This is a genomic window from Pseudomonas sp. 210_17 TE3656, from assembly GCF_054821965.1.
On record NZ_JBTRBC010000001.1, the window covers coordinates 111,649 to 137,935 of the forward strand.

A 26,287-nucleotide genomic window follows, 5' to 3' on the forward strand; every position below is an offset into this window, starting at 1 on the left:
CTCCCCCTTCCCTTACTGCGCTGGCGCTGTGGTCGGTGGTGCCTCTTCGCTGACCCGCAGCAGCCCCCACAGTCCCGAGGCATTGCCGTAGGCAGCATAGTCGCGGAACAGATAGTCACCGGGTACCGCGTTGCTGCCCCCGGCACTGGGCACCATGAAGCTGAAGTGCGCAGCCGGCAGTACGCTTTCCTGGGCGCCGATGAACATCGCTTGCGGGTTGAAGCCGAAGCGCACCGAGCCGATACCTGGCAAGTTCAAAGGGTAGCCGCTGACATCAGACTTCTCAGCCTGGTAGTTATGCAGCGGCCACAGGTGGCCATCGAGCTGGTACGTAATGCCGCGGCTGCCACCGGTAGGCATCAGCACATGGTTGCGGAACGGCTGGCCCGGCTTGGCCCACAACACCGGGGTTTGCGGGTCGCCGCCGACCAGGGCGTTGCTGTACGCCATATGGGCGTTGGGTACATCCGCCCAGCCGTTGCCATCGGCATGCCCGAACGGTGCATCCGGGGCCAGGCCGAAGCGGAACCACAGTGGCTCGGTCTTGTAGTTGATGGCCATGTTGGAGTTGTCTTTCGGGTCCCCCGGCACACCATTGCCTTCAGTGGCGATACCTTCCACCGGCCGGCCATCCGCCCAGCGCATGTTCAGCGACCGCTGCCAGAGGGTGGCGAAGTCGCGGTAGGCCGGCTGCCCAGGCACCTGCACGGTGGCCGAGGCACGGCTGGCGCTGTCTTCGGTCCAGGTAGCGGTCTGCGGCAGGATGCTCATGCCACCGATCAGGCCCTTCTGCCCCTGTTTGATGACGTCGGCCGGAGTGATGTTGAGGCCGCCGAACTCGATGGCCGTGGTGTTGATGTTGTCCACCGAACGCCCCGTCTGCAGCACCGGCTTGCCTTCACGCTCCAGGTGCCCGGCGTAGTACTGGAACACCTTGCTCGGGTAGGCACCACTGCTGCCGGTGCGTGGCGGTACGGTCTGCACCGGGTTCTGGCCGACGTTGACGCCGTCCGACTTGGTGATGTCATAGGCCAGCAGTTGGGTATGCAGGCCGACATGGCTGGACGGACGCATCAGGTTGTTGTTGAAGGCGGTCGAACCTTCGCTGCCCTGACGGTCACGCTTGACCACGTTCTGCATCACCGCAGTGCTCGGCAGGTCCGGCATCACCATCGGCAGGCGGTTTTCCAGGGTGACTTTCAGGCAGTCGCCGGCAGCGGCTCGCAGTACCAGCGGCTCGATCGGCACGCCGGGCTTGAGTTTGCCGCTGACCGGGTCGAGATCGGCCTTGCGCACATAGAGGATCGCGGTCGGGTCATGCAGCGGACCGGCGTGGCCACCGATGGTGAAAGTCTCGCCATCTTCGGGGTCGGTCACCGTCACCTGGGGGATGCTGGTGCGCCGGCTGTTGTAGACCAGGGTACCGCCATCGGCCTTCAGCGGGCCACCGACGTGCTGACCAACGCCACTTGGGTCATTGATGCTCACTCCAAGCGGATTGCTGAGGATGTCGTTGGCCAGGGCCGCGACTATTTCATAGCTGCGCTGCACGGTTGGCCGGGTGCCAATACCGTTGGCGTTGGTGGTGTAGCGCGGGCAGATACCGTCAAACGCCACGGTGTTGCGCGCCGCCATGGGCATTGGGTTGTTCGGCAAGGCGAACAGGTCGTTGCGGCTGCTGGTGTAGTTGCGCATCACCCCCCAGATACCGTTCCAGTAGCCTTCGTGGGCGGCATCGAGCGAGTACAGGTAATCACCGTTGGGCGCCGCCGAACTGGAGATCATCGATACCGGCGCCATGAAGCCCAGCTGCTCGGAAATGCCCACCATCTGCGAGGCTTTCCACCCCGAGTTGGAGCTGTTGCCGAAGCCCGAACCGTTCTGCAGCCATTTGACGCCATGCAGGGTCACGTTGTGTTCCTCTTCATGGCCACCGGCATGCATGCGCAGGCGCACGTTGTCACCGGAATACGTGCGCAACATCGGCGTGAACGGGTCCCCAGGTTCGGCGCCCGCCTTGTTGATGTGCGGCGGGAACAGCGTAGTGCCGCCAGTGGGGCCAACCGCCGAGGTGATTGCCGCTGGCGACATGTTCATCGCCGGGATGGCACGGTCGGTACGGCTCTGCATGGCGAACGCCAGGTCACCACCGTAGCCGTCGGCCTGCATGCCGCGCTTGCCGTCCGGTGCGACCTTGTAGGGGTCGTATACACGCAGGGCCAGCGGCTCGTTACGGTAGTTGACGACGAACATGCCCGGGTCATCCACCGAGATCGCTTGCGGGCAAGGCCGCGACGGGCAGCCCGGGAACAGGCCACCGCGGGACTCGACCACTGCTTCTAGCAAGTTCGAGGCTTTCTGCCGCACAGGCGGGTTGATCGCAAAGCGGAAAGTATCAGCGGTTGCCGGGAAAGCCTGGCCATTGGGAATACCGTCAGGACCGGCACCGACATACACCCCAGCCTCGTAGGCATGCTGGAAGTCGCTGTACTCCAGGAAGAACTCGCGATAGCTGTCGTTGCGACCGTCACCGTCATGGTCGCCGGTTTTCACCACGGCTTGCCACGAGGTCGGCCCGCCGTCTTCACGCAGCGCCGGGTTGTACAGTTGCTCGCCGGTTTCGGCGTGGAACCAGGTCGAACCGGCTGGCTCGGCCAGTACGGTGGCGTACAGGCCCAGTTGCTGGTGCGTCGATGGGCCGAGGTGGTCGTGGGTGAAAATGGTCCCCAGGCCACGGTCGACGTTGTGCACATTGACCACCGGGTCCGCGAACCAGCGCTGCATTGCGGTGCGTGCGCCCATCCAGTCGGCGCGCCCGTAGCGGCCGAAGTACGGATGCGGCTTGGCCACCGGGCACTCGGCGCTGCCTTCACGCGGGTCGCTGCTGGAGCATTTGTTGTACTCGCGAATGGCGTGGATGCGTTCGACCACGGTGCCGGGCGAGAGAATGCCGTCTTCGTAGTTCCAGCCGTTGGCCGAACCATCCGCCGCGGTCAGGTCCCATTTTGGCAGGTGGATATGCTGGCCGATCACATCGGTCGGCGTGCGCACCTGATAGTCATCCATCTCATAGAACGACGGAATCAGGTTGGTGTGCTGGTACATCACGCAGTCAAAGGTGTTCATGCGCATCACCAGCGGCTCTGGTGGGCGCTGCTTGTTGATCACCGGCCAGGCGTCTTCCCAGAGGGCAATGATGCGCGCCTGCGGGAAGTGGTAGCCGACCTTGTTGTAGACCGCGTCGAACTGGATGTTGGCGCCCTTGTAGATCCGTGGGCGGTCGGCGGTAAAGGTCGAGGAGCCGGTGAAGCTCATGCCATCCAGGCGCTCGCCGCTGTTGAATTCGCCGACGCCTGCGGCCAGGGTCAGGCGCTTGGCACGGTCATCCATGCACGGTTCGAAGAACGGCGCGCCGGCGGTAGGCGCCGCGCCATTGGTGCGGAAGTTGCGCGCCACGGTCTGGTTACCCGGCAATACCGCGTAGCTGGGGTGCTCAAGCTTGGAATGGAAGCTCATCGCGGCCTGTTCGACATCGGTGCCCTCTTCCGGCAGGAACACCGCTTTGGCCTTGGTGATCTGCTTGGTGAAGTCCAGTGCGGTGGTGGTCACGTCAGCTTCACCACCGGCCGAGATACCGTCCAGCGCATGGCGTGGCAAGCCGCCGTCCCAACCGCCGACCTGGGCCGGATCAAGGTTGGCCCACAGGGCTTTGCCGGTTTTTTTCAACTCTCGTGCCTTGTCCGGATCGAGCATATCCAGCGGCGGAGTCGGCGGACGTTGGCCAACCGTGCTTTCAATGCCCCCGATCCAGAACGGATAACCGGGGTTTTTCAGGGTGCCATCGAGGTTACGGTTGGCGTCGGTACGGTCAACCAATGCCACCGAACCGACCGCCCGAGGTGCAACATCAGGCTGGCCGGAATCGTCATCGCCTTCCTCCTCGTCGTCATCATCGTTTGCGGCGACCAGGGTTTCGGCCAGTTTTGGAATCACCGCAACTTTACCGGGCATCGGCGCCATGGCCTTGCCTGGCAGCGGCACAATTGCCGGAATCGGGGTGCCGGCGATGATTTCCCCGTCTGGCAAGGCGCGAGCGCCAGCGGCTGGTTTACCGCTACGCAGCGCATACGGCTCGGTGTGATAACCGTCCGCGCCCTGGTTTGAGACTTCAAGCCGGGTGCCCTCTTCGAACACGTCATGCACCCGCCACATGCTCCACATGCCCTGGGCGAAGTGCGGATAGAAGTGGCAGTGATAGATCGCATCGCCCGCTACGCGGTTGCGGTTGCCCGAGCCGCCGTTGGCGATTTCATAGGTGTAGCCCACGCCTGGGCCAATGCCCTGGGCATCGACATAGTCGGAGTTGTCGTCGTTGGGGTTGAACAGCCACTGGTGCCCATGCAGGTGGAAGATGTGCTGTTCATGACCATTATGGGTATTGCGGAATTTGACGAAGTCGCCGATGTAGCTGTGGTTGACGTTGGCAGGTTCTGCCGGGAACAGCGCCATGCTGGCCTTGACTCCGACCTGGTCGGCGCTCGGCGTCTGCCCTGGGCGAATATTCTCCAGGCCGACGTTGGCTGGCACATCTACCAGCATGGCCACGTCACCCACCGTGTGCGAGCTGAGGAAAAACTCTTCGTAGGCACACGACAGGCAGTCGTGCATCGGGCCCACGCCCAGGCGGTTGGCCACCACTTCAGCGCCCATGCCACCGGAACCGTAGTTGATCATGAACGAGTCGCGGGTCGGCTCCAGCACGTGCCCCATTACCGGGTCAGCCCAATAACCGGGGAACGCCTGGGTGGCGGCGGCCTCATCGGTGAACTGCGCGGCAAAGTCGCGGAACGGCTCCAGGCGGTTGGGTATCGCCGGGTTGCGCTTGCCGATGCTTTCCAGCGGGTAAGTCGAGGGCGGGAAACTGCCATCGGCATTCGGCCCCATGACCACCGCGTCGGTTTCGCTGTTGATGATCTCGTTGCCATCGACCATGGCAATGATCGGCGAACCGGCCTTGCCTTCGCGGATCCAGGGTTCGCGCTGTGGGTAGCGCGCCTGGTAATCGACGACCGGCTGACCGGTCGGTGCACGGCCAGTGGTGGCCAGGCGCATCTCTTCTTCGGTCAGGGTGTTGCGGTAGGTGCGGGCATATTTCGGCAGCACCACCACCTGGCCAAACAAGCCGTTGGCGACGTTGCCGGCACCGCCCTGGCCACCGAAGGTAGCACCCTGGCTGGTGGCAGCGAACGCACCTTCGCGTTCGGCGTACAAGGTGTAGCTGCGGGTGCCACCGGGAGCGATCAGGAAGTTGCCGTTACGGCCGGTGTTGGCGGCAATGTCGCCGATGCTGTTGACCGCCTGCATGCCATTGACCTGAAAACCGACATGGCGGTCGGTGACCTGGTCATCGACCACGAAACCGTGCTCGCCACCGGCTTCATTACCTTCGGCACCTTCGTTTTCCTCGGCTTCGTTCTCCTCGCCTTCGATTTCTTCTTCGTGATCGATACCGTGCTTGTTCGGGTTGGCCTGGTAGGCCAGCAGGTTCTGCAGGTTCACGGTAAGGCAGTCACCGGCCGCTACCCGCAGCACGATCGGCCGCGGCCGCTTGTCCGGGCGCAGGGTGACCTGGCCCGGCACTGCCGCGCCGCCGTTGTCCAGCGACACCTGATTAACGTCGACTACATCGCGGCGCAGGGCGAACATCATGCCGTTGGCATTTTGCGCACCGAGGCGGTTGAACATCAGTGGCTGATCGAGCGCCACCACGTTGGCCACCAGATTACGCTCGCAGCGCACGGCGGCTTCGCTGACGGTGTGCCAGCCAAAGGTGGCGGCGGTGATCAGCAGTGAAGTCAGGACTGAGCCTTTGATCGGAGTCATCATGGCGTGCCTCGGGTGGTGCAAGTGGACTCTGGAGAGGCTTTAGCAAGCCTCGTGCCATTGTTTTTTATTGTTGTTTTTCAGTCACTTAAACTACTGAATGAATCTCAATTGGGGGTTATCCCCCGCTATTCCCCACTATTCGGGGGTGCCTCTGTGGGTGGGTGGGTGGGAGCGGGCTTGCCCCGCGATGCGATGCGGCTGACAACCCGCAATCGCGGGGCAAGCCCGCTCCCACCGGGTCTTCCGAGCGTTCATAGCGGCGCATCCATGGCCAAGCCCTGCAAGCGCCGGTACTGACGCAGCACTTTGGGCACATAACGCTGGGTCTCGGCATAAGGCGGCACCACCCGACCACGGCGCATCACCGCATCAGGGCCGGCGTTATAGGCGGCCACGGCGAGAGTGATGTCGTTATCGAAGAGATTCAGCATGCGTTTGAGGTAGCGTGCCCCACCCTGCAGGTTCGAGGCCGGGTCCAGCGAGTTCTTCACCCCTAATTCCCGCGCGGTGTCAGGCATCAGTTGCATCAGCCCGACCGCGCCACTGGGCGAGCGCGCATTGGGGTTGTAGCGCGACTCGGCCTGGATCACCGCATGCAGCAGTGCCGCCGGCAAGTCGTTGGCCTCGGCCGCCGCAGCCACCAGCTCGGCATAGGGCATACCGGTGATCAGTTGCGCCTGGCCGCTGCCGGCCAGGCTTACCCCGGGTTCGCTGATCACCCTTTGATAAGTGCGGCCCGGTCGGTGAACGTTGGACAGCACGTAGCTGCCGTCGGTTTTGATGGAGATATACACATCGGCCTGGACCTGGTGGGTCCACGCCAGCCATACAAAGAGTCCTGCTGTGAGCCAGTGCATCGTCACGCCCTCCCCGTTGCGTTCCCCGAAAAGTGGGGGATATGCCCCGATTGCCGAGGCTTTTATCCACTGACGCAAGCACTGTGCCGCCTTGCCGACCCCGTGGCGCAAAGGCTTGGCGCAGACGCGCACGGCAATTGCATAAGCCCTTGCAGGCGCACTACGGAGGGCCTTGTCATGAACAAAAAAAAGTACTCGCAACAAGGGTTCACCCTGCTCGAACTGCTGGTGGTGTTGGTGGTACTGGGTCTGCTTGCCGGCATCGTTGCCCCCAAGTACTTCAGTCAGTTGGGACGTTCGGAGGCCAAGGTGGCCAGGGCGCAGATTGAAGGCTTGAGCAAGGCGCTGGACCTGTATCGCCTGGAAGTGGGGCATTACCCCAATTCCGAGCAAGGCCTGCAGGCGCTGGTCACCGCGCCCAGCGACGAGAGCCGCTGGTCTGGCCCTTACCTGCAGAAAAAAGTCCCTCAGGACCCTTGGGGGCGTAACTACATCTACCGCCAACCCGGTGAAAACGGCGAGTACGACCTGCTCTCCATGGGCAAGGACGGCCAGCCTGGCGGCGACGGCGAGAACGCCGAGATCACCAGCTGGCAGTAAGCGGAGGATCGACACATGCGCTACGAGCTCAAGGCATTGGGCAAATCCGGCGTGGTCCTGCTCACGCTGGACGCCCAGGACGCCGGCCAGGCCCGCCTGCAGGCCGAGCAACAAGGCTTGCGGGTGGTCAGCGTGCGTAACTGCGAGCACTTTGCGAAGTTGCGATGGCGGCGCGCAGAAACCTTCGACCTGGTGCTGTTCAGCCAGGAGCTGACCACCCTGCTCAATGCCGGCCTGCCGCTGATTGATGCGCTGGAAAGCCTGGCGGAAAAAGAGTCGGCGCCACAGGCGCGCAAGACCCTCGGCGAGTTGGTGCGCCTGCTCTATGAAGGCAAATCCTTCTCCCAGGCTTTGGGGCAATTACCCAGCGTGTTCCCGGCGCTGTATATCGCCCTGGTGCAGTCGAGCGAGAAGACCGGCGCGCTGGGGGATGCCCTGGGGCGCTACGTCGCTTATCGCAAGCGCATGGACGAAGTGCGGCAGAAGATCGTCAGCGCCTCGATCTATCCATTGCTGCTGTTGCTGGTCGGCGGTGGCGTGGTGCTGTTTCTGCTCGGCTATGTGGTGCCGCGCTTCAGCCTGGTGTTCGAAGGCCTGGGCACCGAACTGCCGTGGCTGTCGCGTTGGCTGATGCAGGCCGGGATGTTTCTGCATGCCCACCAGGCCACACTGGGCCTGGGCTTTCTCGGCTCGATGGCGGGTTTGTTTGTACTGCGCCGTGATCCCCGGGTACGGCGCTGGCTGAACCGCCAGATGGAGCGCCTGCCTGCCCTGCACCGGCGTCTGGTGATGTATGAGCTGGCGCGTTTCTACCGCTCGCTGGGGATCCTGCTGCAAGGCGGCATCCCGATTCTCACCGCCATGGAAATGGCCCGCGGCCTGCTCGGCGTCGCTGCCAAGCAACGCCTGGAACATGCCTGTGAGCGGGTCCGTGAAGGCTTGTCATTGTCGGCGGCGCTGGAGGCTGGGCAACTGGTGACGCCGGTGTCCCTGCGCTTGCTGCGGGCCGGCGAGCAATCGGGCAATCTCGGGCAGATGATGGAGCGCAGCGCCGACTTCTACGACGAAGAAATCAGCCGCTGGATCGAGTGGTTCGTGCGTCTGTTCGAGCCGTTGTTGATGACCTTCATCGGCCTGTTGATCGGTTTGATCGTGATCCTGATGTACATGCCGATCTTTGAGTTGGCTTCCAGCATTCACTAGGCTCTGTCTGAAAAAAGGTGTCGCAGACACCGCATGACACAAGCCAGTGAGACCATCGCGCCATAACTTTTTGCGAGCTTGTCGAAGCGTGTCACAAGTCGGCGGTTCTCTTTCAGCCAACCGAACATACGTATCGTCCAGCAATGGCTGCGCGTAGCTTATATCGCTGGCTTGACCGCCAGAAAGGAGAAAGCGCAATGGCACGCCGTTGGCGTCGCAGAGCATATGAATCTTGGTGGTGAGGCCACCGCGACTGCGGCCTAGAGCGTGATCGGCGGGTTCATCAAGGCCCCTTTTTTACCTGCACCTGATGAAGCGCGGCTAGCACGAACAGCCGTTGAATCGATCATCCAGGTCTGCAGGTCAATGAGCCCTTGATCATTGAGCTTGAGATGTAATCGCTTGAGCATCTGATCAAATGTTCCCTGGTTTCGCCAAACTCGGAATCGGTGATAAACCGTCCGCCAAGGCCCAAAACACTCGAGCATGTCTCGCCAAGCAGCGCCTGAGCGCAACAACCACGGCACGCCATCAAGCATCAGGCGATCACTTGGTCGTGGTCTGCCTCTGGTGTGGGTTGGGGTGAAGAGGTCCGCGACCACATCCCATGCTTCATCCGAAAGTTCGTAGCACTTAGCCGTCACAGGATTCCTTTCCATAGATGGCTGAAAACCTTACAAAATCTCAGCGTTCGCGGCTCGGGAGTTGGGTTTCTCCGAATTTCGTACAGAGCCTAGGCTCTGTACGAAATGTGTCCGCACTCACCCATACTGCGTTGAAACGAGGCTCGGAATGCTCGTGTACTCCAGTACACTGTGCTTCCTCCTCCGTTTCGCCTTGTCTGGCCTTCGCGCAAATACATTTCATACAGACCCTAGCTTCACTATATATAAATATAACTGATCACGAAATGTTAAATATAACTGGTCACAGGCGGCAATCCATACAGATCTAACCAACGCTCGTCATTTCTGGAAAAGCAGAACGCGCCAATATGGTGGCCAGGTTGGGATTCCAAAGCATTTAGTTCTTCAAGGGTAATGCCTTTTCCATCGCTACCACGAAGGTCATGAACATGAATCTCGCGTTGGCGCAGGTTTGTCCGCAACGCTCGATAATCTTCTGATGCCCCGTTCAGATTGTTGTAAAAGTCTACATCCCTTTTTGACACGAGTCTCTTGAGGCGGTCCTGAGATTTTGTTTGTCTGAAGGCGGTGGTGTCTTCGCGCAAGAACTCACCAGCGCGGAGTCTCGGATCACGTCGGTAATCCACCTGCCCTGAAGCGGTTTTATAGCTGCTCCAGTTGTCGCCAAATTCGCGCCCATGACCGCCTGAATAGAGATGGATTGGGCTTGCACTGTTTCTTCTCGCGATCCTGATCATGGGTTCTGCAATGTCTGGAGCGAAGACTTCCGTGTCCGCACCCCAAAGGGTTCTGGGGTTAGCTCCCGGTAGCGCCTCGTCAAACCAATCGGGTGCTCTTGAGTAATTTAGTTTTTGTACTTGTACTGAAAGTGGTTGGTAGCCGAATTTTCCCAGCCCCTTCGGATGAGATTTTATTTTTGCCGGACGTGGCGCACGGACGTTGAATGCGGTTCGTCCGGTCATAGAGCGGCTCGCCATACCAGTCGTTGCGCGTCCAGCGATGGCGAAGCCAGCGGCAGCGCTGGTGACACCAAGTCCAATTCCAACATAAGATAAGGTCTTCGCAAGCTCTGGATCACTGTCCTCGATAATCAGAGAAGCAATTTCGAATGCCGACGAAACTACCGCAAGCCCAGTAACCGCCACTGCCAATCCTAAGGATGTTCCACCCGTAAACGGAGCAGTCATCAGTCCTACGGCTGCAAGGGCGTAACGAAACTCCTTGGTTTCAAGCAGCGTTCCTGACGCCTTGCGAGAGTACTGTGCAACACGCTGATTGCCACTAGGGTCGTGATAGTTGATCGGGTCTCCTGCGCAATAGGCATATGCTGCCGGACCGCCAGCGCCGAATGGGCTCCAGTCGTCTGGGCTCTGGAAGGACAAGAATTCAGGGTTGTAGAGCCTTTTATTACCCAGTAAGTAAACTTCATTGGGAAGCAGCGGCTCGCCCTTGTACCCCAGCCAATCGGGGGAATCCGCTTGGAAAGCACGATAGCCATAGGGTGAATAGACATGATAGTTGATAGACTGATCACTACTGATGCTCGCAAACACAGTACCTGCTGCATCGCGTAGCTCGAAACTGGATGAGAAGTACTTGCCATCATTCCACATCTCTTGCAGATAGCAGCTCGGGCTGTCATTGAGTAGCACCAGATCCCTACGTGCAGTCCCCAATGCATGCTGCGAGGAGCGGGCATAAACCTTGCCGTTCCGGTAATGAAATTGGTACCCTGCGTGATAGTGGTTCATATAGTGGAAGTAGACGCCGCGAAGCCGTCTCAGATCGTCGTAACCATATGTATACTTACTGCTTGAATGGTCATCCGGGAAAGGACTCGAGTAGTCAGGTTGACCATTGCTGTAATAACGAGAATTACGTGCTTTCCAGCGACCTTGATCATCGCTGTCGATAATATTACTTAGTTTTCTGTAGTCAGTCACGATCGAATGCTGGCGTAAAAGCCCGGGCTTGTCGGCAACATATTCTCGTTCATAATTCAGCTTCACAAGGCTGTAGCCTTTCCCCCAGTCTTTCCCAGTGCAGTGGTTTTCGGTTACATTGCCAAGGAGGTCATATTTGAATGTTTCCTTTACAATGTTCTGGCCGTGAAAAAGGTAACCTTTGTTTTCTCCAGTCCATTGGGTCAGTCGCCCGTGTTCGTCGTAAGTGTATGCGTCTGCTGAGTGCTCTTTTTCGTCAACTGTCAATACGCTTTTACCGAGTCTCCCATCCGCTAGCAATGTCCGGCTTAGAACATGAGTCGGTATGCCAGGGCAAGTGAAGGTGCGTGAAAGTTCGTTACCGGAAAGGTCGTAAGTATAAGCTACAGTCATGCAGCGTTTTTGCTTCAGGTCTTCGATTATTTCCTGGTGCAGTAACCCATCGTCCCGGTAGGAGAGCGACGCTCGGCATGCCTCACTGCATTGAATGATGAGTCTCCCAAACGCATCATAGGTATAATTGGTCACGTGCCCAACTATATCTGTCGTCTGCAGTGCCTGCTGACGTAGGCTATAGAGCGTTTGGGTAGTCAGCGAATCGGTGATACTACTGTCGAAGCTCAGACTCACTGGGCAGATCTCGGTTAGCGTCTGCTTGTCGCTATCCCAGTTGGAGGAGCACCCCTTAATTACCCCATCTATGTCCTGAAGGGGTATGGAGTTCTCATAATTGAACGATCCCATAACACCGTTAACCGTTCGAGTTTTTATGCGGCCTAAATCATCAATGGTCTGTGATCCTAAGATCAGGGGAGCGGCCTCGCTGCCCTTTGTTGCTATTGTCGCTTGGAGTGCTACAGGTGTGGGGATTGTCGAGGAGTAGACATTGCTGATAACGACGCCGTTTTCATCCTGCCGCAAGAGTCGGTCGTGCTCATCATATTCAAACGTATTGCTGAACGATTCAGAGCCAACCTGCTTTTGGATTTCAGCCAATAGGCCTGTGTGGGTATGACGATAGGTAGCAGAGGTCAGTTCGATCAGGTTGTTTTTTTGACCGGTACTGGTTCGGGTTGCGATAGTGCGGCCTTCGAGGTTGAATATAGACTCAATTTGCAGGACTCCCTTAGTATCAGTCGTCAGGCCTGATTCAATCTTCAATGTGCGAGTGGTATTGTCCCATTTCTTTTGGAGCTTGAAGGTTCCATGAATCACGTTGTGATAGTCATCGCCGTAGATGTATTCAACTAATTTGCTGTCTATCACATTGCCGGCGCCATCTTTGAGCATCTTGGTTGAGGTATGGCCTGAGCCATCTGCGCTAAAAGTGCATGTCGTTCTATGCTCATTGATCCTGTTATCATCGGCATCATAGTCGAATGCGCAGACGCAGGATTGGTGCCCCAACGAATCGTAGTCGGCCGAGTTTATCAGCAGCCACTTCTCGCTCTTACCTTTTATCCAGGATTCGCGTATTCGGCCTTGCGCATCCAGGGTGACCCGGGTTGCATCTGCTGAGTTGCTGCTTTGTATCTGGTACTGCAGTTGACCGGTCGAGAGAGGTGTCAGTGCCTGCGTTGTTTCACTGGTGGGGGCTCCCGTTAGGGAGCGCTTCTCGGTGGTAAGCATACCGTTTTTATTATAAAACCACTGAGTCTGTTTACCCCCGCTTTCAAGCCGGTGGAAAACCTTTCCTGTCAGTTCCGAACGTGTGATGCTTGAGGTGTAAGTAGTGCCATCGTAGCTACTGACGCTAACCTTGCTTGTAACTCTTCGCGGGTGAGCTGTATCCCAGCTATAGCTTGGGCTTTTTATGATTTGCGTAGAGGTTATTTTAGTCCCTTCTTCATTGAGTGAATAGGACGTGTTTTCTATGATCCAGCCGAAGCTTGGTTGCTCTGATTAGTTTCGTAAGAAAGTGATTCGACGTGCATTGAATGCGCAGCCCAAGGCTTCTTCAGCCGGAAGCCGACTCCATTTTGCTTGCTCTGCATTTCAAGACACTTATCAAGGTTTGAAATCATGTTGGTAAATGTGGACTTTTCTTCTGCGTCTTCAGCGGCGTTCACTTGCAGTTTCAAACTGTCAGCAAAAGGTTTGGCCCATTGCTTGGCGATGTCCAGTTGCAGACTCGAAATATCCACACGCTCGAAGTTGGGGTCTATGATGGTCAGCTTTTTAAATGGGACCAAGGTATGTGTTCTGTTTACATGGGGGTGCGCAATAGGTGTTAACTTTGTATAACCATAAAAGGTGAGGCTCCGAGGGTGCAATGTATCTCCATGACGAAAGTACACGATTTCCGACTCTGGGTGCGATGAAAAACCCGCACTACTTCCTGGATAATCCAAGTCCACCGGCAGTTGGAACGCGGATTTGGCGTAGTCCGTACCTGCGTGTGTCAGTGTGACCGTGGTATGAGCCACCTTGTACCAAGTGAGTCCGCTGTTGCCGAATATTAGACATCCCCAACCCACTGGGTTGGCGTGGTCTAGCGTGGCTTGCAGCCACTGCCCTGGCCAGTTTTCCTTGGTTATCGTATAGACGCGTTCTGATTCTTCAGAAACGTTGAAGACATCATAATCATTGTAGTATGTCCACTCAGTAACCACGCCTGCTTCATCGCGCTTTACTAGGTTTCCGTAGCAGTCAAAATGCCAAACTGCTGTTTCTGCTTCGCCATTGTTAATTGTTCGGGTTGATGTCAGCTGTGTGCGCTGGTCTGCCGCAACGAAGCTAATGTCGTGCGTGGTGTGAACGATATTGCCATTTGCATTGAATGTTGATGATTTGAGCCAGTCGCGTTCGAAGTTGTAGGTGTATAGTCCAGTTTGGCGCTTAAAACCATTTCCATTCTTGTCGGTTAAGGTGCCTTGGGTACAAGTGACTGTTGTCCTGCTGGTGTTGTTGTCGGTGTTCTTTGTGTAGGCATAGGTTGCAACGAAATTATCGCCATCGGCGTCGTCGTGAAGATGTAGTTGATAGCTGGCAATTTTTTCATTTTTGTATGTGAACGAAGCGGTGTCTGTGAATACGCATGCTTTTTCGTTGCCGTATGCCCTCTCCATCTCAAGCTTTGAAAGGTTGCCGGCACCGATGCTCAGTCGATAAGTCAATCTATCGGCTTCAATCCCATCACCGCTCAGCAGCAACTCTATAGTGTCTTCTGCATTGGTTGCGACGAGTGTCATTGCCTCGTCGGTACCCGGAAACACTTGTAGCCCACTCAATTTTGAATCTTGCCATTGGACGGTGAGCAGGTCGCCCAGTGAGTCGCTAATTCGAGTCAAGCGCGCGGCAGAGCATTTATCGTCCCAAGTGAACTCTACGAATTTTCCGGAGGGTGCAATTACCTTGCTGAGCAGGACATTACCCCAGTGTCCATCCTTCTTCGGTGCTAGCTCATAGACATGAATTGCACCATTTTTCAAGGTGATATGGATAAAGTTTTCGTTTGTTTCCGTCATCTCCGTGACATCATTATTGACATTGTCAACGACTGCATTGAGGAAGCGGCTGGCATCTATCAAATAATTGTCGCCCCGTGTGAATCCATTCAGGTCGAGGTCGCAACTGACAGATTGTCCATTGGTAAACGGCACGCCATAGAGGCGAAGATAGGTTGTTGAGGCTCCTAGTCCTCCCCAATAAAGACTCCATCTACCATGGCCAAACAGATTCAGGTTTGGGTCTATCAGGTCTGCTGATAGTTCCAGTGTGAATAAGGGGCCTTGTGCATCGTCTAGAAAACCTGCCAAAGGAAGGTGGAAATGGCCTTTGCCTGAGCATTCATTAATGGATACGCAATCAAATCCGCCGAAGTCTTCGCTCATTTTTTTTCCTTGATGTGCCGTTTTTGGGGAAACCCTTTCTTTACTTAATGATGTCTTCGTGCGTGATTGTTTAATGCTTTTCGAAGGCGAGTACAACTGACAAAATTGTCAGTTGTCTACGAAGTGGGAATGTGTTCCGTGACGCGCTGCGTGATTCCAGTGTGGTGTTTCAGAAATACCACTGAAAATCTTGTCTAGGGTCTGTATGGAATGTATCTGCGCGAAGCCTAGGCTCTGCCTGAAATTCGGAGAAACCCAACTCCCGAGCCGCGAACGCTGAGATTTTGTAAGGTTTTCAGCCATCTATGGAAAGGAAACCTGTGACGGCTAAGTGCTACGAACTTTCGGATGAAGCATGGGATGTGGTCGCGGACCTCTTCACCCCAACCCACACCAGAGGCAGACCGCGATCAAGTGATCGTCTGATGCTTGATGGCGTACCGTGGTTGTTGCGCTCAGGCGCTGCTTGGCGGGACATGCCCGAGTGTTTTGGGCCTTGGCGGACGGTTTATCACCGATTCCGAGTTTGGCGAAACCAGGGAACATTTGATCAGATGCTCAAGCGATTACATCTCAAGCTCAATGATCAAGGGCTCATTGACCTGCAGACCTGGATGATCGATTCAACGGCTGTTCGTGCTACCCGCGCTTCATCAGGTGCAGGTAAAAAAGGGGCCCTGATGAACCCGCCGATCACGCTCTAGGCCGCAGTCGCGGTGGGTTCACCACCAAGATTCATATGCTCTGCGACGCCAACGGCGTGCCATTGCGCTTTCTCCTTTCTGGCGGTCAAGCCAGCGATATAAGCTACGCGCAGCCATTGCTGGACGATACGTATGTTCGGTTGGCTGAAAGAGAACCGCCGACTTGTGACACGCTTCGACAAGCTCGCAAAAAGTTATGGCGCGATGGTCTCACTGGCTTGTGTCATGCGGTGTCTGCGACACCTTTCTTCAGACAGAGCCTAGCAGCCAACGTGACAATCCTGCCCGCTTGCTGTATAGATTCGGCCACCAAGGGGAGCCCGGCAACGGGCTGAGAAACCGCTGACAGCTACAGCGCGGTGACCCTTCGAACCTGATCCGGATCATGCCGGCGAAGGGATGGGGATTGCCAACCTGCCTTTTTGCCGGTCTCACTGCGAGGCCGCCCATGTCAGCTTTACCCGGTCTCGCTGTCGCCAGCTTTGAGGACAGCCCAATGACCGAACGCTTCACCGATACCCTTCGCCGCCAGAGCGAGCCGAGCTGGACGCAATCGATCGAGCACCGTTTCGTCAACGAACTGCTCGACGGCACCCTCGACGATGCGGTGCTGGTCAATTACCTGATCCAGGACCACCGCTTCATTGACGCCTTCCTGACCTTGCTCGGCGCGGCCATCGCCACTGCCGACACCTTCGAGGCGCGCATCCGCCTGGGGCGCTTCACCGGGGTGATTTCGGGTGAGGAGAACACCTACTTCCTGCGCGCCTTCGAGGCACTCGGGGTCACTGAGGCGCAACGCCTTGAGGCACCCGATTCGGTGCCGACCGCGGGTTTCAAGGCGATCATGCGCGAGGCGGCGGCCACCCGTTCCTATGCCGCGGCCCTGGCTGTGCTGAACGTTGCCGAAGGCATGTATCTGGACTGGGCCCTGCGCGCGCCAAAGCAGCTGCCTCCACGTTTCGAACATGCTGAGTGGATCACCCTGCACGACAATCCGGACTTCCAGAGCTTCGTGGCGTTTCTGCGTGCGGAACTGGACCGGGTGGGGCCGGCGCAAGCGCAGATCAGTACCGATTTCTTCCTGCGCGGCGTTGCGCTGGAGCACGCCTTTTTCGACGCTGCTTACGATATCAAGGGATAAGCCATGGACATCTTTGACCGCCTGAAACAGGCCGCCGCTGCCGACTGGAACAGTTACGTCGACCACGACTTCGTCCGTCAGATGGGCGCGGGCACCCTCACCCAGCCGGCGTTTCGCAAGTACCTGGTGCAGGATTATCTGTTCCTGATTCAGTTCGCCCGTTCGTGGGCGCTGGCCGCCTACAAGAGCCGCACGTTGGACGATATCCGCGCGGCGCAGGCAGGGTTGGCGGCGATTCTCGATGAGACCGAGCTGCATGTGCGCCTGTGCCAGCGTTGGGGGTTGGCGCCTGAGGACCTGGCCGCGACGCCTGAGCATCAGGCGACGGTTGCCTATACGCGCTTTGTGCTGGACTGCGGGGCGGCCGGGGATCTGCTGGATCTGCATGTGGCGTTGGCGCCCTGTGTGATCGGGTATGCCGAAATTGGGCGTAACCTGACGCCGCAAGGGGTCGATGCGCTGGGGGATCATCCGTATCGGGACTGGATTGCCGAGTATGCCGGGGCTGGGTATCAGGGTGTTGCTACGGCAGCGCGGGCGCATCTGGATGATCTGGCCGCCCGGACGATGACTGAGCGGCGGTTTGCTGAGCTGGTCAAGGTGTTTGCTCAGGCTTCGCGGCTGGAAGCGGATTTTTGGCAGATGGGGTTGGATGCGGCTTAAATTTTAAGAAATGTGGGCTTGCCCCGCTATGAAACCGTCACTAGCACTGTGCTTTTATACATACTAGTTTGCCCGAATGATAATTGACCGCCGTACCACCCTTACGGCGGTTTACTTTGGCAAACTCCTGTACAAGCCGAAACGTCCTAACCCATCACTTGTTCAATATGAGCTATGGGCAAGTCGCCTTAGGTCTTAGTTACGAAACCACATACTAGCGCCAAACCAAATCATCAATATAATATTCATCATGCCTACTTGCTTCAAACTCGACTCTATTGATCCCGCGCCCGGAAGGAGCGGTAAATTGAAACGGTATTGTTAGTGGCGAATTCGGAAGCACTCTACTATCAACAAGATCGCGGCCATCATAATATTTAACTACTACTCCGGCAAAATCATTCCCCTTGAGGATCGCAGAGAAGAACCTGATATGCCCACCAAACGTCAGATCAACCCTTGAGCTAGTCACAATCAACAAACCCTTAATATCTCTGTACTCATGTATAGAATTGCGAAGCCCTGGGGACGAGGCGTCTGTAATTACCTCTACAGTGACGCCGGAAGGAAATCTTACGGGACGTCCAAGCTCAAACGTCTGCAAAGGGACACTTTCCCAATTCTCACTACCTGAAACAAGGCGATGAATTTTAAACGTGAGCGCTAACACGGGAAATACTTGCGCCAAGTTTTCGTTTGCTGCGCCATCGAACGCAACCCTGACCTCAACTGTCAGTTCACTCAAATCCTTGAGCTTTTCCAGCTCTGTGCGCAGCAATACTACGCTCAGTCCGGCGCCGACCTGGGACTCATTGACCTGTATAGCTTTCGCCGGATAGAACATGTGGCTTATACCACTCTCCAGCATCCCGCTGACCTTGATCCAGTAGCGCTGCCCTGCGGCAATCAATGGCCAGGGCTGGACGTTGACCATGGCGTTGCTTTGAAAGGTGTAAAAATCGAGCGTGCCGCCGCTGGCCTGGGGCACCACCGGCGCAGGCAAATGCTCCTGGCCGAGTACGCTTACCGATAGCTCCAATAAAGCGGACGGTACGCCTGGTCTGCCCCCGCGGCCAACGAAATAGCGCACACTGATCCGCTTGCCCTGGCTGGCTGCCACCACCGCGACCGGGATGAGGAAATTGACAAAACCGCTAAGGCTGCCGTTCTGTGGGGCGGTTTCGTATGCATTCGGGTTGCCTTCAATGGTCCAGACTGCGGCCAGGCTATCGGTTAGCAACATACCGGCATAGGCAACTCGCACGGTTGCGCCGTTTTGCGCATTGATCGGATCGAGCGTACCGCCGAGCGACGCCTCTATCACCGTAGGCGCCACCAGGTTTTGCCCCAGTTGCCGCTCAATCCGGAACACCAGTGGCGACGACGTGGCGGTGCTGCCGTTCTTGCGTCTGACCTCGTAGATCACCGATACGTTGGTATCGAGGTTGCCGATGATGTACGGGTCATAGGCAATAGAGATGGGAATCGGCGCACTGCTGTTGCTCGCATCGACAGTGACGCTGAAGGTGAAATTGTGCCCACCACCGCCTAACCACCTGAGGGTTATTACATCGCCCTCGGTCTTGCCCAAGTACTGAGGGATGTTGGCGTCGGTCCCGTTGCGAACCTCGTCAGGATCGAGGATCAGGTTTTTGAGGCCGACTATGGCTTCAGCAACATGAATGTCTGCTCGGGATTCACTGAGTGTGGTCATGAAGGACTCCGGAAGGTGAACAGCGCAGCGCAGGTGTGTTGCGGGGTAGTGTGCGGAAAATCCGGGCATCAGGTAACTGACAAAAATACTAGGTGGCACCAAGTTTCCGCTTCGCTCTTGCTTTGGTGCGGGGGGTGTCAAATTGCTTCGAAAGATTTTAAGTCTGGTCATTTCAGGTCCTAGGAAATAACCTACGCGGTCTGTCGATGCCCTTCTGATTGCCCTAGGAAACCAGCCCTAATAGGCTTGCTTGGTCACTGTCGGTTCAGTGATCGGGTGTGGAAACCCGGGTATATCGTGAGTGCTGTCGTTATGGCAGTTGTGCGCGGGAGGCTTCAGGGCCTGCCGGGGTTACTCACGACCTGGTTTTCCACCCCGCGTACAACTGCCACCCTTCGTGTGGAAACGAGCGGTCGTAGTTCAATCTCGTGAGGTTGTGCCATGAAGAAGATTGTCCCCGATCCACCCTCGCTCTCCCCCACCCTCGAAAAACCGTTCGGCGACTGCCCCGCCGGTCACCCGCAATTGTTCTCCGTCAACGCCGGCCTCGCCCCGCACGATGCCCTGGTACATATCTCGCTGTACCTGCGTTGCGCGTATGACACGGGCAACAAGGCTTTCGATGGTATCGATGAGTCATCCAAGGGCTTTCTTTGGTCCACCCTGCATTCGGTGGAGATGGCCAAAGGGCTGGCTGAGGCTTTGCTCGATGCCCTTGAGAATAGAGAGTTGAATCCGCTTTAAAGCATCGCGGGGCAAGCCCGCTCCCACCGGGATGGTGGTAGCCCGGTGGGAGCGGGCTTGCCCCGCGATGACGCAGCTAGTCAGTCAACTTACGCAATTCAGCACGCACCAATTCAGGAATGGCGGTCGACTTGTTGCTGGCCCGGTCTACATACACATAGACAACGTAACCAAGCGCTGACACTTCAGTCTCGTCATTGCGGAAGATCCCCAGTTCATAACGGGCACTGCTGCTACCCAGGTGCGCAATACGCAGGCCCACGGTCACCTGATCAGGAAAGGTGATCGACGAAAAGAAGGTGCAGCTCGACTCGACAATCAGGCCGATCACCGGGCTGCTGTCGATATCCAGCGTCCCCTGCTCGACCAGGAACTGGCTGATCGCCGAATCGAAAAATGAGTAGTAGACGACGTTCTGTACATGACCATAAGAGTCATGGTCGCCCCAGCGCGTGCCGAGGGTATAGGCGCGTCGAAAGTCTTCGCGGCGCGGACGGTGGGCCTTTACAGGCATGGGCAAAAACCTCGAACGAATAGGTTGATAATGTCCGCAGCAGCGCTACGGACCTTCAACATATCGACTCGTCAGCCTTCAGCGCCCCTCCCAGGCGGGGGGGCTAGTAATCGTACCGATCTACTGCCCGGCGCCGCTCGTTGTCGTCACGCATGTCGTAGTTGGCGGTGGTCTGGATGTTGCTGTGGTGTGCGAGTTTCTGCGCAATCGACAGGTCGTGCTCCTCAATCACCCGGGTGATGAACGAGCGACGGAAATCGTGGGGCATGATCTTTACCCCAACCTGGGTACCACGCTGGCGGGCAATGTAGTAGATCGCATGTTTGGTGATGCGCTCGCGGGTGATGTGGCTGCCGCGACGAATGCGATTGAACAGGAAGTCGTCATCGGCCTGGCCTTCTGGCAGCTGCTCGCGCCGAAAGGCCAGCCAGGCGTTGAGTTTGTCGAAAGCCCAGGTCGGCGCGTACTTGATCAGTTGTTTGTTGCCCTTGCCCAGCACCTGCAAGCTGCGCTCGTGGAAATCGACCTGGCTCAGGTCGAGGTTGACCGATTCGGATTTGCGCATGCCGGTGCCATAGAGCAAGGCGATTACCGCCGCATCGCGCAACCCCTGCGGGCGCGGGTCGGCCGCGCAGGCGTCCATCAGCTCACGGATCAGGCTGCGCTTGAGGTTGCGCCCACTGGCCAGGCGTGTGCCCTGGGTCGGTTTGACGCTGCGGATGCGCAGCAGCTGATCCTGGCTGATCAAGCCCAGACGCCAGGCCTCGTTCATCACCCCACGCACCGCATTGACGTACAGCGACGAGGTGTTGGGCGCGTAACCGTCGGCGCGCAAGGCCGCCACCAGGGCGGTGACATGGCCTGGTTCAAGCTGGTGCCACGGCACCTCGCAGATGTCGCAATCCTCGAAACCCAAGCGGTCGGCGGCATCCTGGAGGATGTACTTCATGGTCAGCTGACTGGAAGGCGCCAGGCGGGCGAGGTATTGCAGCAGGGGGTTTTGCAGTGAATCGGACAAACCGGGAATCCTGTAGAACGAAGCTCGGGGCAGATGCCCCATGTCATGACCAGGTCATTGATTGGCAAGCCATTTACACCCGGTACGGATGCCGATAGTACCTCATCCGACCCTTCGGGATCGATTGAAGGCAATATCATGGCGTGCCCTGCCCCCGGCTTGCAGCTACAGTTGCTCAAGGTCCCCATAGCCCCGAGACAACATGGCTTTTCATCGACTGACCCGCAGCCACCCGCGCTTGAGTATCGCCGCCCTCGTCGGGCTCCTGAGCGGTTGGCTGCTGCCGGCGAACGATTGGGTCGAGCATGTGCTGATCGGCTGGAACAGCGGCGTCTGGCTCTACCTGCTGTTGATTCTGTGGCTGACGCTGGGCGCCAACGCAGAAAAGGTCCGCAAGGTTGCCAGTATCGAGGACGAGAACGCCGGCCTGGTGCTGTTCACGGTCAGCATCGCGGCCATTGCCAGTCTGGTCGCAGTGGTGCTGCAACTGGCGGCCGGCGCTCAGCTCGAAGATGGGCCGACGGCGCTGCAGCTGACCTTTACCGCCTTCACCGTCGCCGGCTCGTGGCTGCTGATCGGTGCGATTTTCAGCCTGCACTATGCCCACCTGTTCTACACCGCCCAGGCGCACACGCCGCTGCTACGCTTCAGCGATGGCGAACGACACCCCGACTATTGGGACTTTCACTACTTTTCCTACACCTTGAGCGTCGCGGTACAGACTTCCGATGTCGGCGTGGCCGGGCGGACTATGCGCCGGGTGGTGCTGGCTCACTCATTGGTAGGGTTTATCTTCAACACCGCCATTCTTGGTTTTACCATCAACATGGCCGCCACACTGATCAAGTGAAAGCCGGCCTTCGAGCACCTGCACAGCACACCGGGCGATGCGCTGGCAGGCCTGCTCCAGACGCTCACTGTCGAGCACCAGACCAATCCGCAAGTGCCCCGCCGCACTGGGGCCGAAGGCATCACCGGCGAGCACCGCCACCCCGTGTTCCTCCAGCAAGCGCTCGGCAAAAGCCTGCGCCCCCAGGCCGGTGGCGCGGATATCAACCATCACGAACATCCCGCCGTCCGGCTTGTGCACGCTGATACCCGAGCAATCGGCGAGGCAGGCACACACCCGGTCACGCCGCTCGCGGTAAGTCTCGCGCATCTGCCGCACCTGCGGCAGATCCTGCTCCAAGGCCACTTGGGCGGCATCGAGAATGAAGTCCGGCAGGCCGTAGAGCATGCACAGCGCCAGGTTGCTCAAGTGATCGCACAACGCCTGCGGAGCAATGACCCAACCGACCCGCCAGCCCGACATGGCGTGGGATTTGGACAAACTGTTGATGGTCGCGCAGCGCGCAGCCATGCCCGGCAGGCTGGCCGGGCTGAAATGCGCGCCTTCATACAGCAGCTCGCTATAGACCTCATCAGAGATCAGCCACAGGTCTTGCTCGATACAGATCTGCGCCAGACGTTCCCAACTGTGCCTGGGCAAGCTGGCTCCGGAAGGATTGTGCGGGCTGTTGAGCAGCAACGCCCGTGTGCGAGAGGTAACCCGCGCGGCGACGTCGGCCGGGTCAACGCGAAAGCCTTGTTCGGGACCTACCGGCACCGGTATCACCTTCGCTGCGCAGGCACCGAACACAGCTTCGTAGGTGACATACATCGGCTCGGCGACGATGACCTCGTCACCGGCATCGAGCAGGCACTGGGCCACGCCATACAAGGCACATTGCGCGCCGGCCAGCACCACCACTTCCTGCGGATCGACCCGCTGGCCACTTTGACGCGTTTGCTGGCGAGCAATGGCCTGGCGCAAACCAAGGCTGCCACGCACGTCGGAGTAGTGCGTGTTACCGGCACGCAGACTGTTTACGGCGGCCTCGACAACAGGCTGCGGCGTATCGAAATCCGGGTCGCCGATCGACAGCAGGAAAATTTCGCGCCCCTGCCCCTGCAGTTCCAGCGCGCGGTAGTGGATGTTCCAGGCAGCAGCACCGTCACCGGCGATACGTTGGGTGAGCGTGGAATAACGCATGGCGGTCTCCTTGACTGAACCCGGGGGAGCCATTGGTCCGAAAATCCCAGGCAGGCATCCCAGCCGACTGCCGGTAAAAATAGCAGAGCGCCATTGCCCGCAGCGGGGAAATGTTGCCGGCAAACGTTTGCCCTTTCGGTCTTTGTTTTCAGGGGATTTTGCAGTCGCTAATGGCCAGCTTGAAAGAACCGGAAAACTGTCATGACTGCGGGCGGACATTCACGGTAGCGGTGCTATGTTTAGGTTTCTTGAATGTTCGCCAAGTCTTGAAGCACAGCTTGCTCCGCTCGCCCTGTTGTTCACCCCTACATGGAGGCCGGAATGAACAAACTGACGTTTCCCAACGCCTGCCAGGTGATGCGCTGGTATTTTCATCCGCTGGGCTTCGAGGCCAGCATGGATGCCCCGCGCAGCATGGTCGCTCGCCTGTTTGACCGGGCCACCGGTGAAACCCTGCTAGCCATCGCCGGAATTCCCTGCGCCACCCTGATGCCTGCTACCGATGTTGAACGGATCATCGAAGCCGTCGAGGCCGAACTTGATGCCTTCGAGCCGTCCTGCAACCTGCGCGCCGCAGGCTGAGCTCAGCTGAGTGCCAGTGACTGGCGGGCGCGCTCGATATCGACGATAAACCGCTCGGCCGGCAACGGCTGGCCGAGCAGGTAACCCTGTAGCGAGTCGCACCCCAGGCGGGTGAGGAAGTTCTGCTGGCGGTCGGTTTCCACCCCTTCGGCAACGATGCGCAAGCCCAGGGCCTGACCCAGGGCGACAATCGCCGAGACAATCGCGGCATCATCGCTGTCCTGCTCCAGGTCGCGGACGAAACCGCGGTCGATCTTCAACTCGTTGGCCGGCAGGCGCTTGAGGTACATCAGGCTCGAATAGCCGGTGCCAAAATCGTCGATGGACAGGTCCACGCCCATGTCCGAAAGCTGCTGCAGCACGGCCATGCTCGCGTCGGCATCGTGCATGGCGGTGGTTTCGGTGATTTCCAGGGTCAGACTGTTGGCCGGCAACTGATGACGCGCCAGTACCTTGGCAACGCTGTCGACCAGCCCGCTATGGCAGAACTGGATGGCCGAGAGGTTGACCGCTATCCGCCAGTCGCTGTAGCCCTGGTCAATCCAGGCACGCATTTGCCGGCAGGCTTCATCCAGCACCCATTCGCCAATCGGAATGATCAGCCCGGTTTTCTCTGCCAGGGCGATAAAGCGATCCGGCAGCAGCAGGCCATGCTGCGGGTGCTCCCAGCGCAACAGCGCTTCGGCACCGATGGGCTGGCAGTCCTGGGCATCGAACTTGGGCTGGTAGAACAGGCGGAACTGCTTTTGCTCAAGCGCCACCCGCAGGTCCTGGAGCAGTTGCAGCTGCAGGCGCGCATTGCTGTTCATCGACACGTCGAAGAAGCTGTAACCGTTTTTGCCGGCACTCTTGGCGTGATACATCGCCGCATCGGCGTTGCGCAGCAGTTCATGCTGGTCGATGCCATTGCCCGGATAGAGGACGATGCCGATACTCGCCGAGATCTGCAGGCTCTGCTCCGCCACGCGGAAGGCACGGGAAATCAGGTTGACCTGCTTGGCCGCAACGCCCAGGGCGTCGTCAGGCTCCTGCATTTCCACCAGCAGCACGAACTCGTCGCCGCCGATACGGGCCAGGGTGTCCTGGCTGTGCAGATGGCCGCGCAGGCGCAGTGCCACTTCCTTGAGCAGCAGGTCGCCCATATGGTGGCCAAAGGCGTCGTTGACCGGTTTGAAGCCGTCCAGGTCGATGAACATCAGGGCGAAACAGCCACCCTGCTCCGCCACCTTGTTGATCGCCTGGTCGATGCGATCGGCCAGCAGCGTGCGGTTGGGCAAACCGGTCAGGGTGTCGTGCAGGGCCAGTTGGGTAAGCTCCTGGTTGGCGCGGGTCAACGAGCGCGCCAGTTCCGCCGTGCGCGCTTCCAGGCGGGCGTCGAGCACCGAGGTCAGCAGCGCCACCGCCAATACCGCCAGGGTGGTGATCAGCACCAGGTAATCCAGGCCGTTGCCACTCAAGCCAGTGCCCAGCGCGCCACAGAAGCTGCCTTCAGGGAAGTTGGCCGCCGCCATCGCGGTGTAATGCATGCCGACAATCGCCACGCCCATCACCACCGCCGCGGCGCCACGGATCTGCCGGACATACAGGGTTTGCTGACGCAAGCGGAAGGCAATCCACAAGGCTGCCGCCGAAGCCCCCACGGCAATCACCAACGACAGGCCGAACAGCATCGGGTCGTAGTTGATGCCCGGCTGCATCAACAACGCGGCCATGCCGGTGTAATGCATGCTGCTGATACCCGCGCCCATGATCAGCGCCCCCAGGCCCAACTGGGTCCAGGGCAGGCTCGGCTGGCTGACCAGCCACAGGGCAAAACCAGAAGACAACCCGGCGATCAGCAACGATAAAAGCGTCAGGGCCAGGTCGTAGCCCAACGGGATCGGCAAGCTGAAGGCGAGCATGCCGATGAAGTGCATCGACCAGATGCCGAACCCCATCGCCAGCGCGCCACCGCTGATCCACAGGTACACCGCCCGGCCCTTGGCAGTGGCGATGCGTCCGGTCAGGTCGAGTGCGGTATAGGAAGCAAGAATGGCCACACAGAGCGAAATCAACACCAGCGAAGAAGAGTAACTACCGATCAGCATTTGGCCTTCCACAACCCTTGGAACCGGGCACTGGTGCGGCCCGGGTAAAAGCCGATGATTGTACTCAACCTTTGGCGAAACGCACGGAGTTTTCGATGGCATTTAGCGATGACAAA

16 protein-coding genes, 2 pseudogenes and 1 riboswitch are annotated in these 26,287 nt (G+C 58.3%); of the genes and pseudogenes, 8 read left to right on the forward strand and 10 right to left on the reverse strand.

From position 1 onward, the window contains the following. Positions 1–12: 12 nt before the first annotated feature. Both mnxG and ACVI9W_RS00615 read right to left on the reverse strand, forming a co-directional pair. Positions 13–5,886, reverse strand: coding sequence for a manganese-oxidizing multicopper oxidase MnxG (gene mnxG, locus ACVI9W_RS00610; RefSeq protein WP_461528824.1), 5,874 nt, complete (start codon positions 5,884–5,886; stop codon positions 13–15). 251 nt (positions 5,887–6,137) lie between these two features. Further along, positions 6,138–6,743: a lytic transglycosylase domain-containing protein gene (locus ACVI9W_RS00615; protein ID WP_038611356.1), complete on the reverse strand. Its 606-nt coding sequence runs from the start codon at positions 6,741–6,743 to the stop codon at positions 6,138–6,140. 177 nt (positions 6,744–6,920) lie between these two features. On the opposite strand from ACVI9W_RS00615, the gene gspG reads away from it, so the two are divergent. After that, a complete protein-coding gene (gspG, locus tag ACVI9W_RS00620; RefSeq protein ID WP_038611359.1) occupies positions 6,921–7,343 on the forward strand; it encodes a type II secretion system major pseudopilin GspG in 423 nt (140 codons plus the stop codon). A 15-nt stretch (positions 7,344–7,358) separates the two neighbouring features. Then, complete coding sequence (locus ACVI9W_RS00625; protein ID WP_461528825.1) at positions 7,359–8,546, forward strand: type II secretion system F family protein; 1,188 nt, start codon at positions 7,359–7,361, stop codon at positions 8,544–8,546. Here ACVI9W_RS00625 and ACVI9W_RS00630 read toward each other — a convergent pair. The 3 genes and pseudogenes from ACVI9W_RS00630 to ACVI9W_RS00640 form a co-directional block, all read right to left on the reverse strand. Beyond that, a pseudogene (locus ACVI9W_RS00630) lies at positions 8,543–9,205 on the reverse strand (IS5 family transposase). The gene ACVI9W_RS00625 and the pseudogene ACVI9W_RS00630 sit on opposite strands and share 4 nt — an antisense overlap. A 254-nt stretch (positions 9,206–9,459) precedes the next feature. After that, positions 9,460–12,765 (reverse strand): RHS repeat-associated core domain-containing protein, encoded by a 3,306-nt coding sequence (locus tag ACVI9W_RS00635; protein ID WP_461528826.1) that lies wholly within the window; start codon positions 12,763–12,765, stop codon positions 9,460–9,462. A 242-nt stretch (positions 12,766–13,007) separates the two neighbouring features. Beyond that, a complete protein-coding gene (locus ACVI9W_RS00640; RefSeq protein ID WP_461528827.1) occupies positions 13,008–14,969 on the reverse strand; it encodes a hypothetical protein in 1,962 nt (653 codons plus the stop codon). Positions 14,970–15,274: 305 nt separating this feature from the next. Between ACVI9W_RS00640 and ACVI9W_RS00645 the strand changes: the two are divergent. From ACVI9W_RS00645 to ACVI9W_RS00655, 3 genes and pseudogenes are all read left to right on the forward strand, one after another. Then, positions 15,275–15,937: pseudogene (locus tag ACVI9W_RS00645) on the forward strand (IS5 family transposase). Between the two features lie 38 nt (positions 15,938–15,975). Beyond that, positions 15,976–16,090: riboswitch (TPP riboswitch) on the forward strand. Between the two features lie 79 nt (positions 16,091–16,169). Beyond that, the gene (locus ACVI9W_RS00650; RefSeq protein ID WP_461528828.1) at positions 16,170–16,817 is read left to right on the forward strand and encodes a TenA family protein; all 648 of its coding nucleotides are present in this window, start codon (positions 16,170–16,172) and stop codon (positions 16,815–16,817) included. Positions 16,818–16,820: 3 nt separating this feature from the next. After that, entirely contained in the window at positions 16,821–17,480 is a 660-nt protein-coding gene (locus ACVI9W_RS00655) for a TenA family protein (protein ID WP_461528829.1), read from the forward strand. A 214-nt stretch (positions 17,481–17,694) separates the two neighbouring features. On the opposite strand, the gene ACVI9W_RS00660 is transcribed toward ACVI9W_RS00655, so the two are convergent. Continuing rightward, positions 17,695–19,194: a hypothetical protein gene (locus ACVI9W_RS00660; RefSeq protein ID WP_461528830.1), complete on the reverse strand. Its 1,500-nt coding sequence runs from the start codon at positions 19,192–19,194 to the stop codon at positions 17,695–17,697. A 441-nt stretch (positions 19,195–19,635) separates the two neighbouring features. Here ACVI9W_RS00660 and ACVI9W_RS00665 point away from each other — a divergent pair, with 441 nt between their 5' ends. Then, on the forward strand, positions 19,636–19,938 hold the full coding sequence (locus tag ACVI9W_RS00665) for a DUF3077 domain-containing protein (protein WP_461528831.1): 303 nt from the start codon (positions 19,636–19,638) through the stop codon (positions 19,936–19,938). A gap of 76 nt (positions 19,939–20,014) precedes the next feature. Here ACVI9W_RS00665 and ACVI9W_RS00670 read toward each other — a convergent pair whose 3' ends face one another. Both ACVI9W_RS00670 and ACVI9W_RS00675 read right to left on the reverse strand, forming a co-directional pair. After that, entirely contained in the window at positions 20,015–20,452 is a 438-nt protein-coding gene (locus ACVI9W_RS00670; protein WP_461528832.1) for an acyl-CoA thioesterase, read from the reverse strand. 103 nt (positions 20,453–20,555) lie between these two features. Beyond that, positions 20,556–21,512, reverse strand: a complete 957-nt coding sequence (locus tag ACVI9W_RS00675; RefSeq protein ID WP_461528833.1) for a site-specific integrase — start codon at positions 21,510–21,512, stop codon at positions 20,556–20,558. A 160-nt stretch (positions 21,513–21,672) separates the two neighbouring features. On the opposite strand from ACVI9W_RS00675, the gene ACVI9W_RS00680 reads away from it, so the two are divergent. Further along, entirely contained in the window at positions 21,673–22,320 is a 648-nt protein-coding gene (locus ACVI9W_RS00680) for a DUF1345 domain-containing protein (RefSeq protein ID WP_461528834.1), read from the forward strand. Here ACVI9W_RS00680 and ACVI9W_RS00685 read toward each other — a convergent pair. Further along, positions 22,246–23,502 carry a pyridoxal phosphate-dependent aminotransferase gene (locus ACVI9W_RS00685; protein WP_461528835.1) on the reverse strand — a complete coding sequence of 419 codons (1,257 nt, stop codon included), beginning with the start codon at positions 23,500–23,502 and terminating at the stop codon, positions 22,246–22,248. The genes ACVI9W_RS00680 and ACVI9W_RS00685 overlap by 75 nt on opposite strands. Positions 23,503–23,823: 321 nt before the next feature. Here ACVI9W_RS00685 and ACVI9W_RS00690 point away from each other — a divergent pair, with 321 nt between their 5' ends. Continuing rightward, a complete protein-coding gene (locus ACVI9W_RS00690) occupies positions 23,824–24,084 on the forward strand; it encodes a DUF1652 domain-containing protein (protein ID WP_461528836.1) in 261 nt (86 codons plus the stop codon). Positions 24,085–24,086: 2 nt separating this feature from the next. Here the strand turns inward: ACVI9W_RS00690 and ACVI9W_RS00695 are convergent, their stop codons facing one another. Further along, entirely contained in the window at positions 24,087–26,171 is a 2,085-nt protein-coding gene (locus ACVI9W_RS00695) for a putative bifunctional diguanylate cyclase/phosphodiesterase (protein WP_461528837.1), read from the reverse strand. Positions 26,172–26,287: the final 116 nt, after the last annotated feature.

Coding starts and splice junctions, on each gene's coding strand:
- ACVI9W_RS00690 (WP_461528836.1), top strand. CDS start 23,824: ATGAACAAACTGACGTTTCCCAACGCCTGCCAGGTGATGCGCTGGTAT.
- ACVI9W_RS00670 (WP_461528832.1), bottom strand. CDS start 20,452: ATGCCTGTAAAGGCCCACCGTCCGCGCCGCGAAGACTTTCGACGCGCC.
- ACVI9W_RS00650 (WP_461528828.1), top strand. CDS start 16,170: ATGACCGAACGCTTCACCGATACCCTTCGCCGCCAGAGCGAGCCGAGC.
- ACVI9W_RS00675 (WP_461528833.1), bottom strand. CDS start 21,512: ATGGGGCATCTGCCCCGAGCTTCGTTCTACAGGATTCCCGGTTTGTCC.
- ACVI9W_RS00635 (WP_461528826.1), bottom strand. CDS start 12,765: ATGCTTACCACCGAGAAGCGCTCCCTAACGGGAGCCCCCACCAGTGAA.
- mnxG (WP_461528824.1), bottom strand. CDS start 5,886: ATGATGACTCCGATCAAAGGCTCAGTCCTGACTTCACTGCTGATCACC.
- ACVI9W_RS00625 (WP_461528825.1), top strand. CDS start 7,359: ATGCGCTACGAGCTCAAGGCATTGGGCAAATCCGGCGTGGTCCTGCTC.
- ACVI9W_RS00660 (WP_461528830.1), bottom strand. CDS start 19,194: ATGACCACACTCAGTGAATCCCGAGCAGACATTCATGTTGCTGAAGCC.
- ACVI9W_RS00655 (WP_461528829.1), top strand. CDS start 16,821: ATGGACATCTTTGACCGCCTGAAACAGGCCGCCGCTGCCGACTGGAAC.
- ACVI9W_RS00695 (WP_461528837.1), bottom strand. CDS start 26,171: ATGCTGATCGGTAGTTACTCTTCTTCGCTGGTGTTGATTTCGCTCTGT.
- ACVI9W_RS00665 (WP_461528831.1), top strand. CDS start 19,636: ATGAAGAAGATTGTCCCCGATCCACCCTCGCTCTCCCCCACCCTCGAA.
- ACVI9W_RS00640 (WP_461528827.1), bottom strand. CDS start 14,969: ATGAGCGAAGACTTCGGCGGATTTGATTGCGTATCCATTAATGAATGC.
- ACVI9W_RS00615 (WP_038611356.1), bottom strand. CDS start 6,743: ATGCACTGGCTCACAGCAGGACTCTTTGTATGGCTGGCGTGGACCCAC.
- ACVI9W_RS00685 (WP_461528835.1), bottom strand. CDS start 23,502: ATGCGTTATTCCACGCTCACCCAACGTATCGCCGGTGACGGTGCTGCT.
- gspG (WP_038611359.1), top strand. CDS start 6,921: ATGAACAAAAAAAAGTACTCGCAACAAGGGTTCACCCTGCTCGAACTG.
- ACVI9W_RS00680 (WP_461528834.1), top strand. CDS start 21,673: ATGGCTTTTCATCGACTGACCCGCAGCCACCCGCGCTTGAGTATCGCC.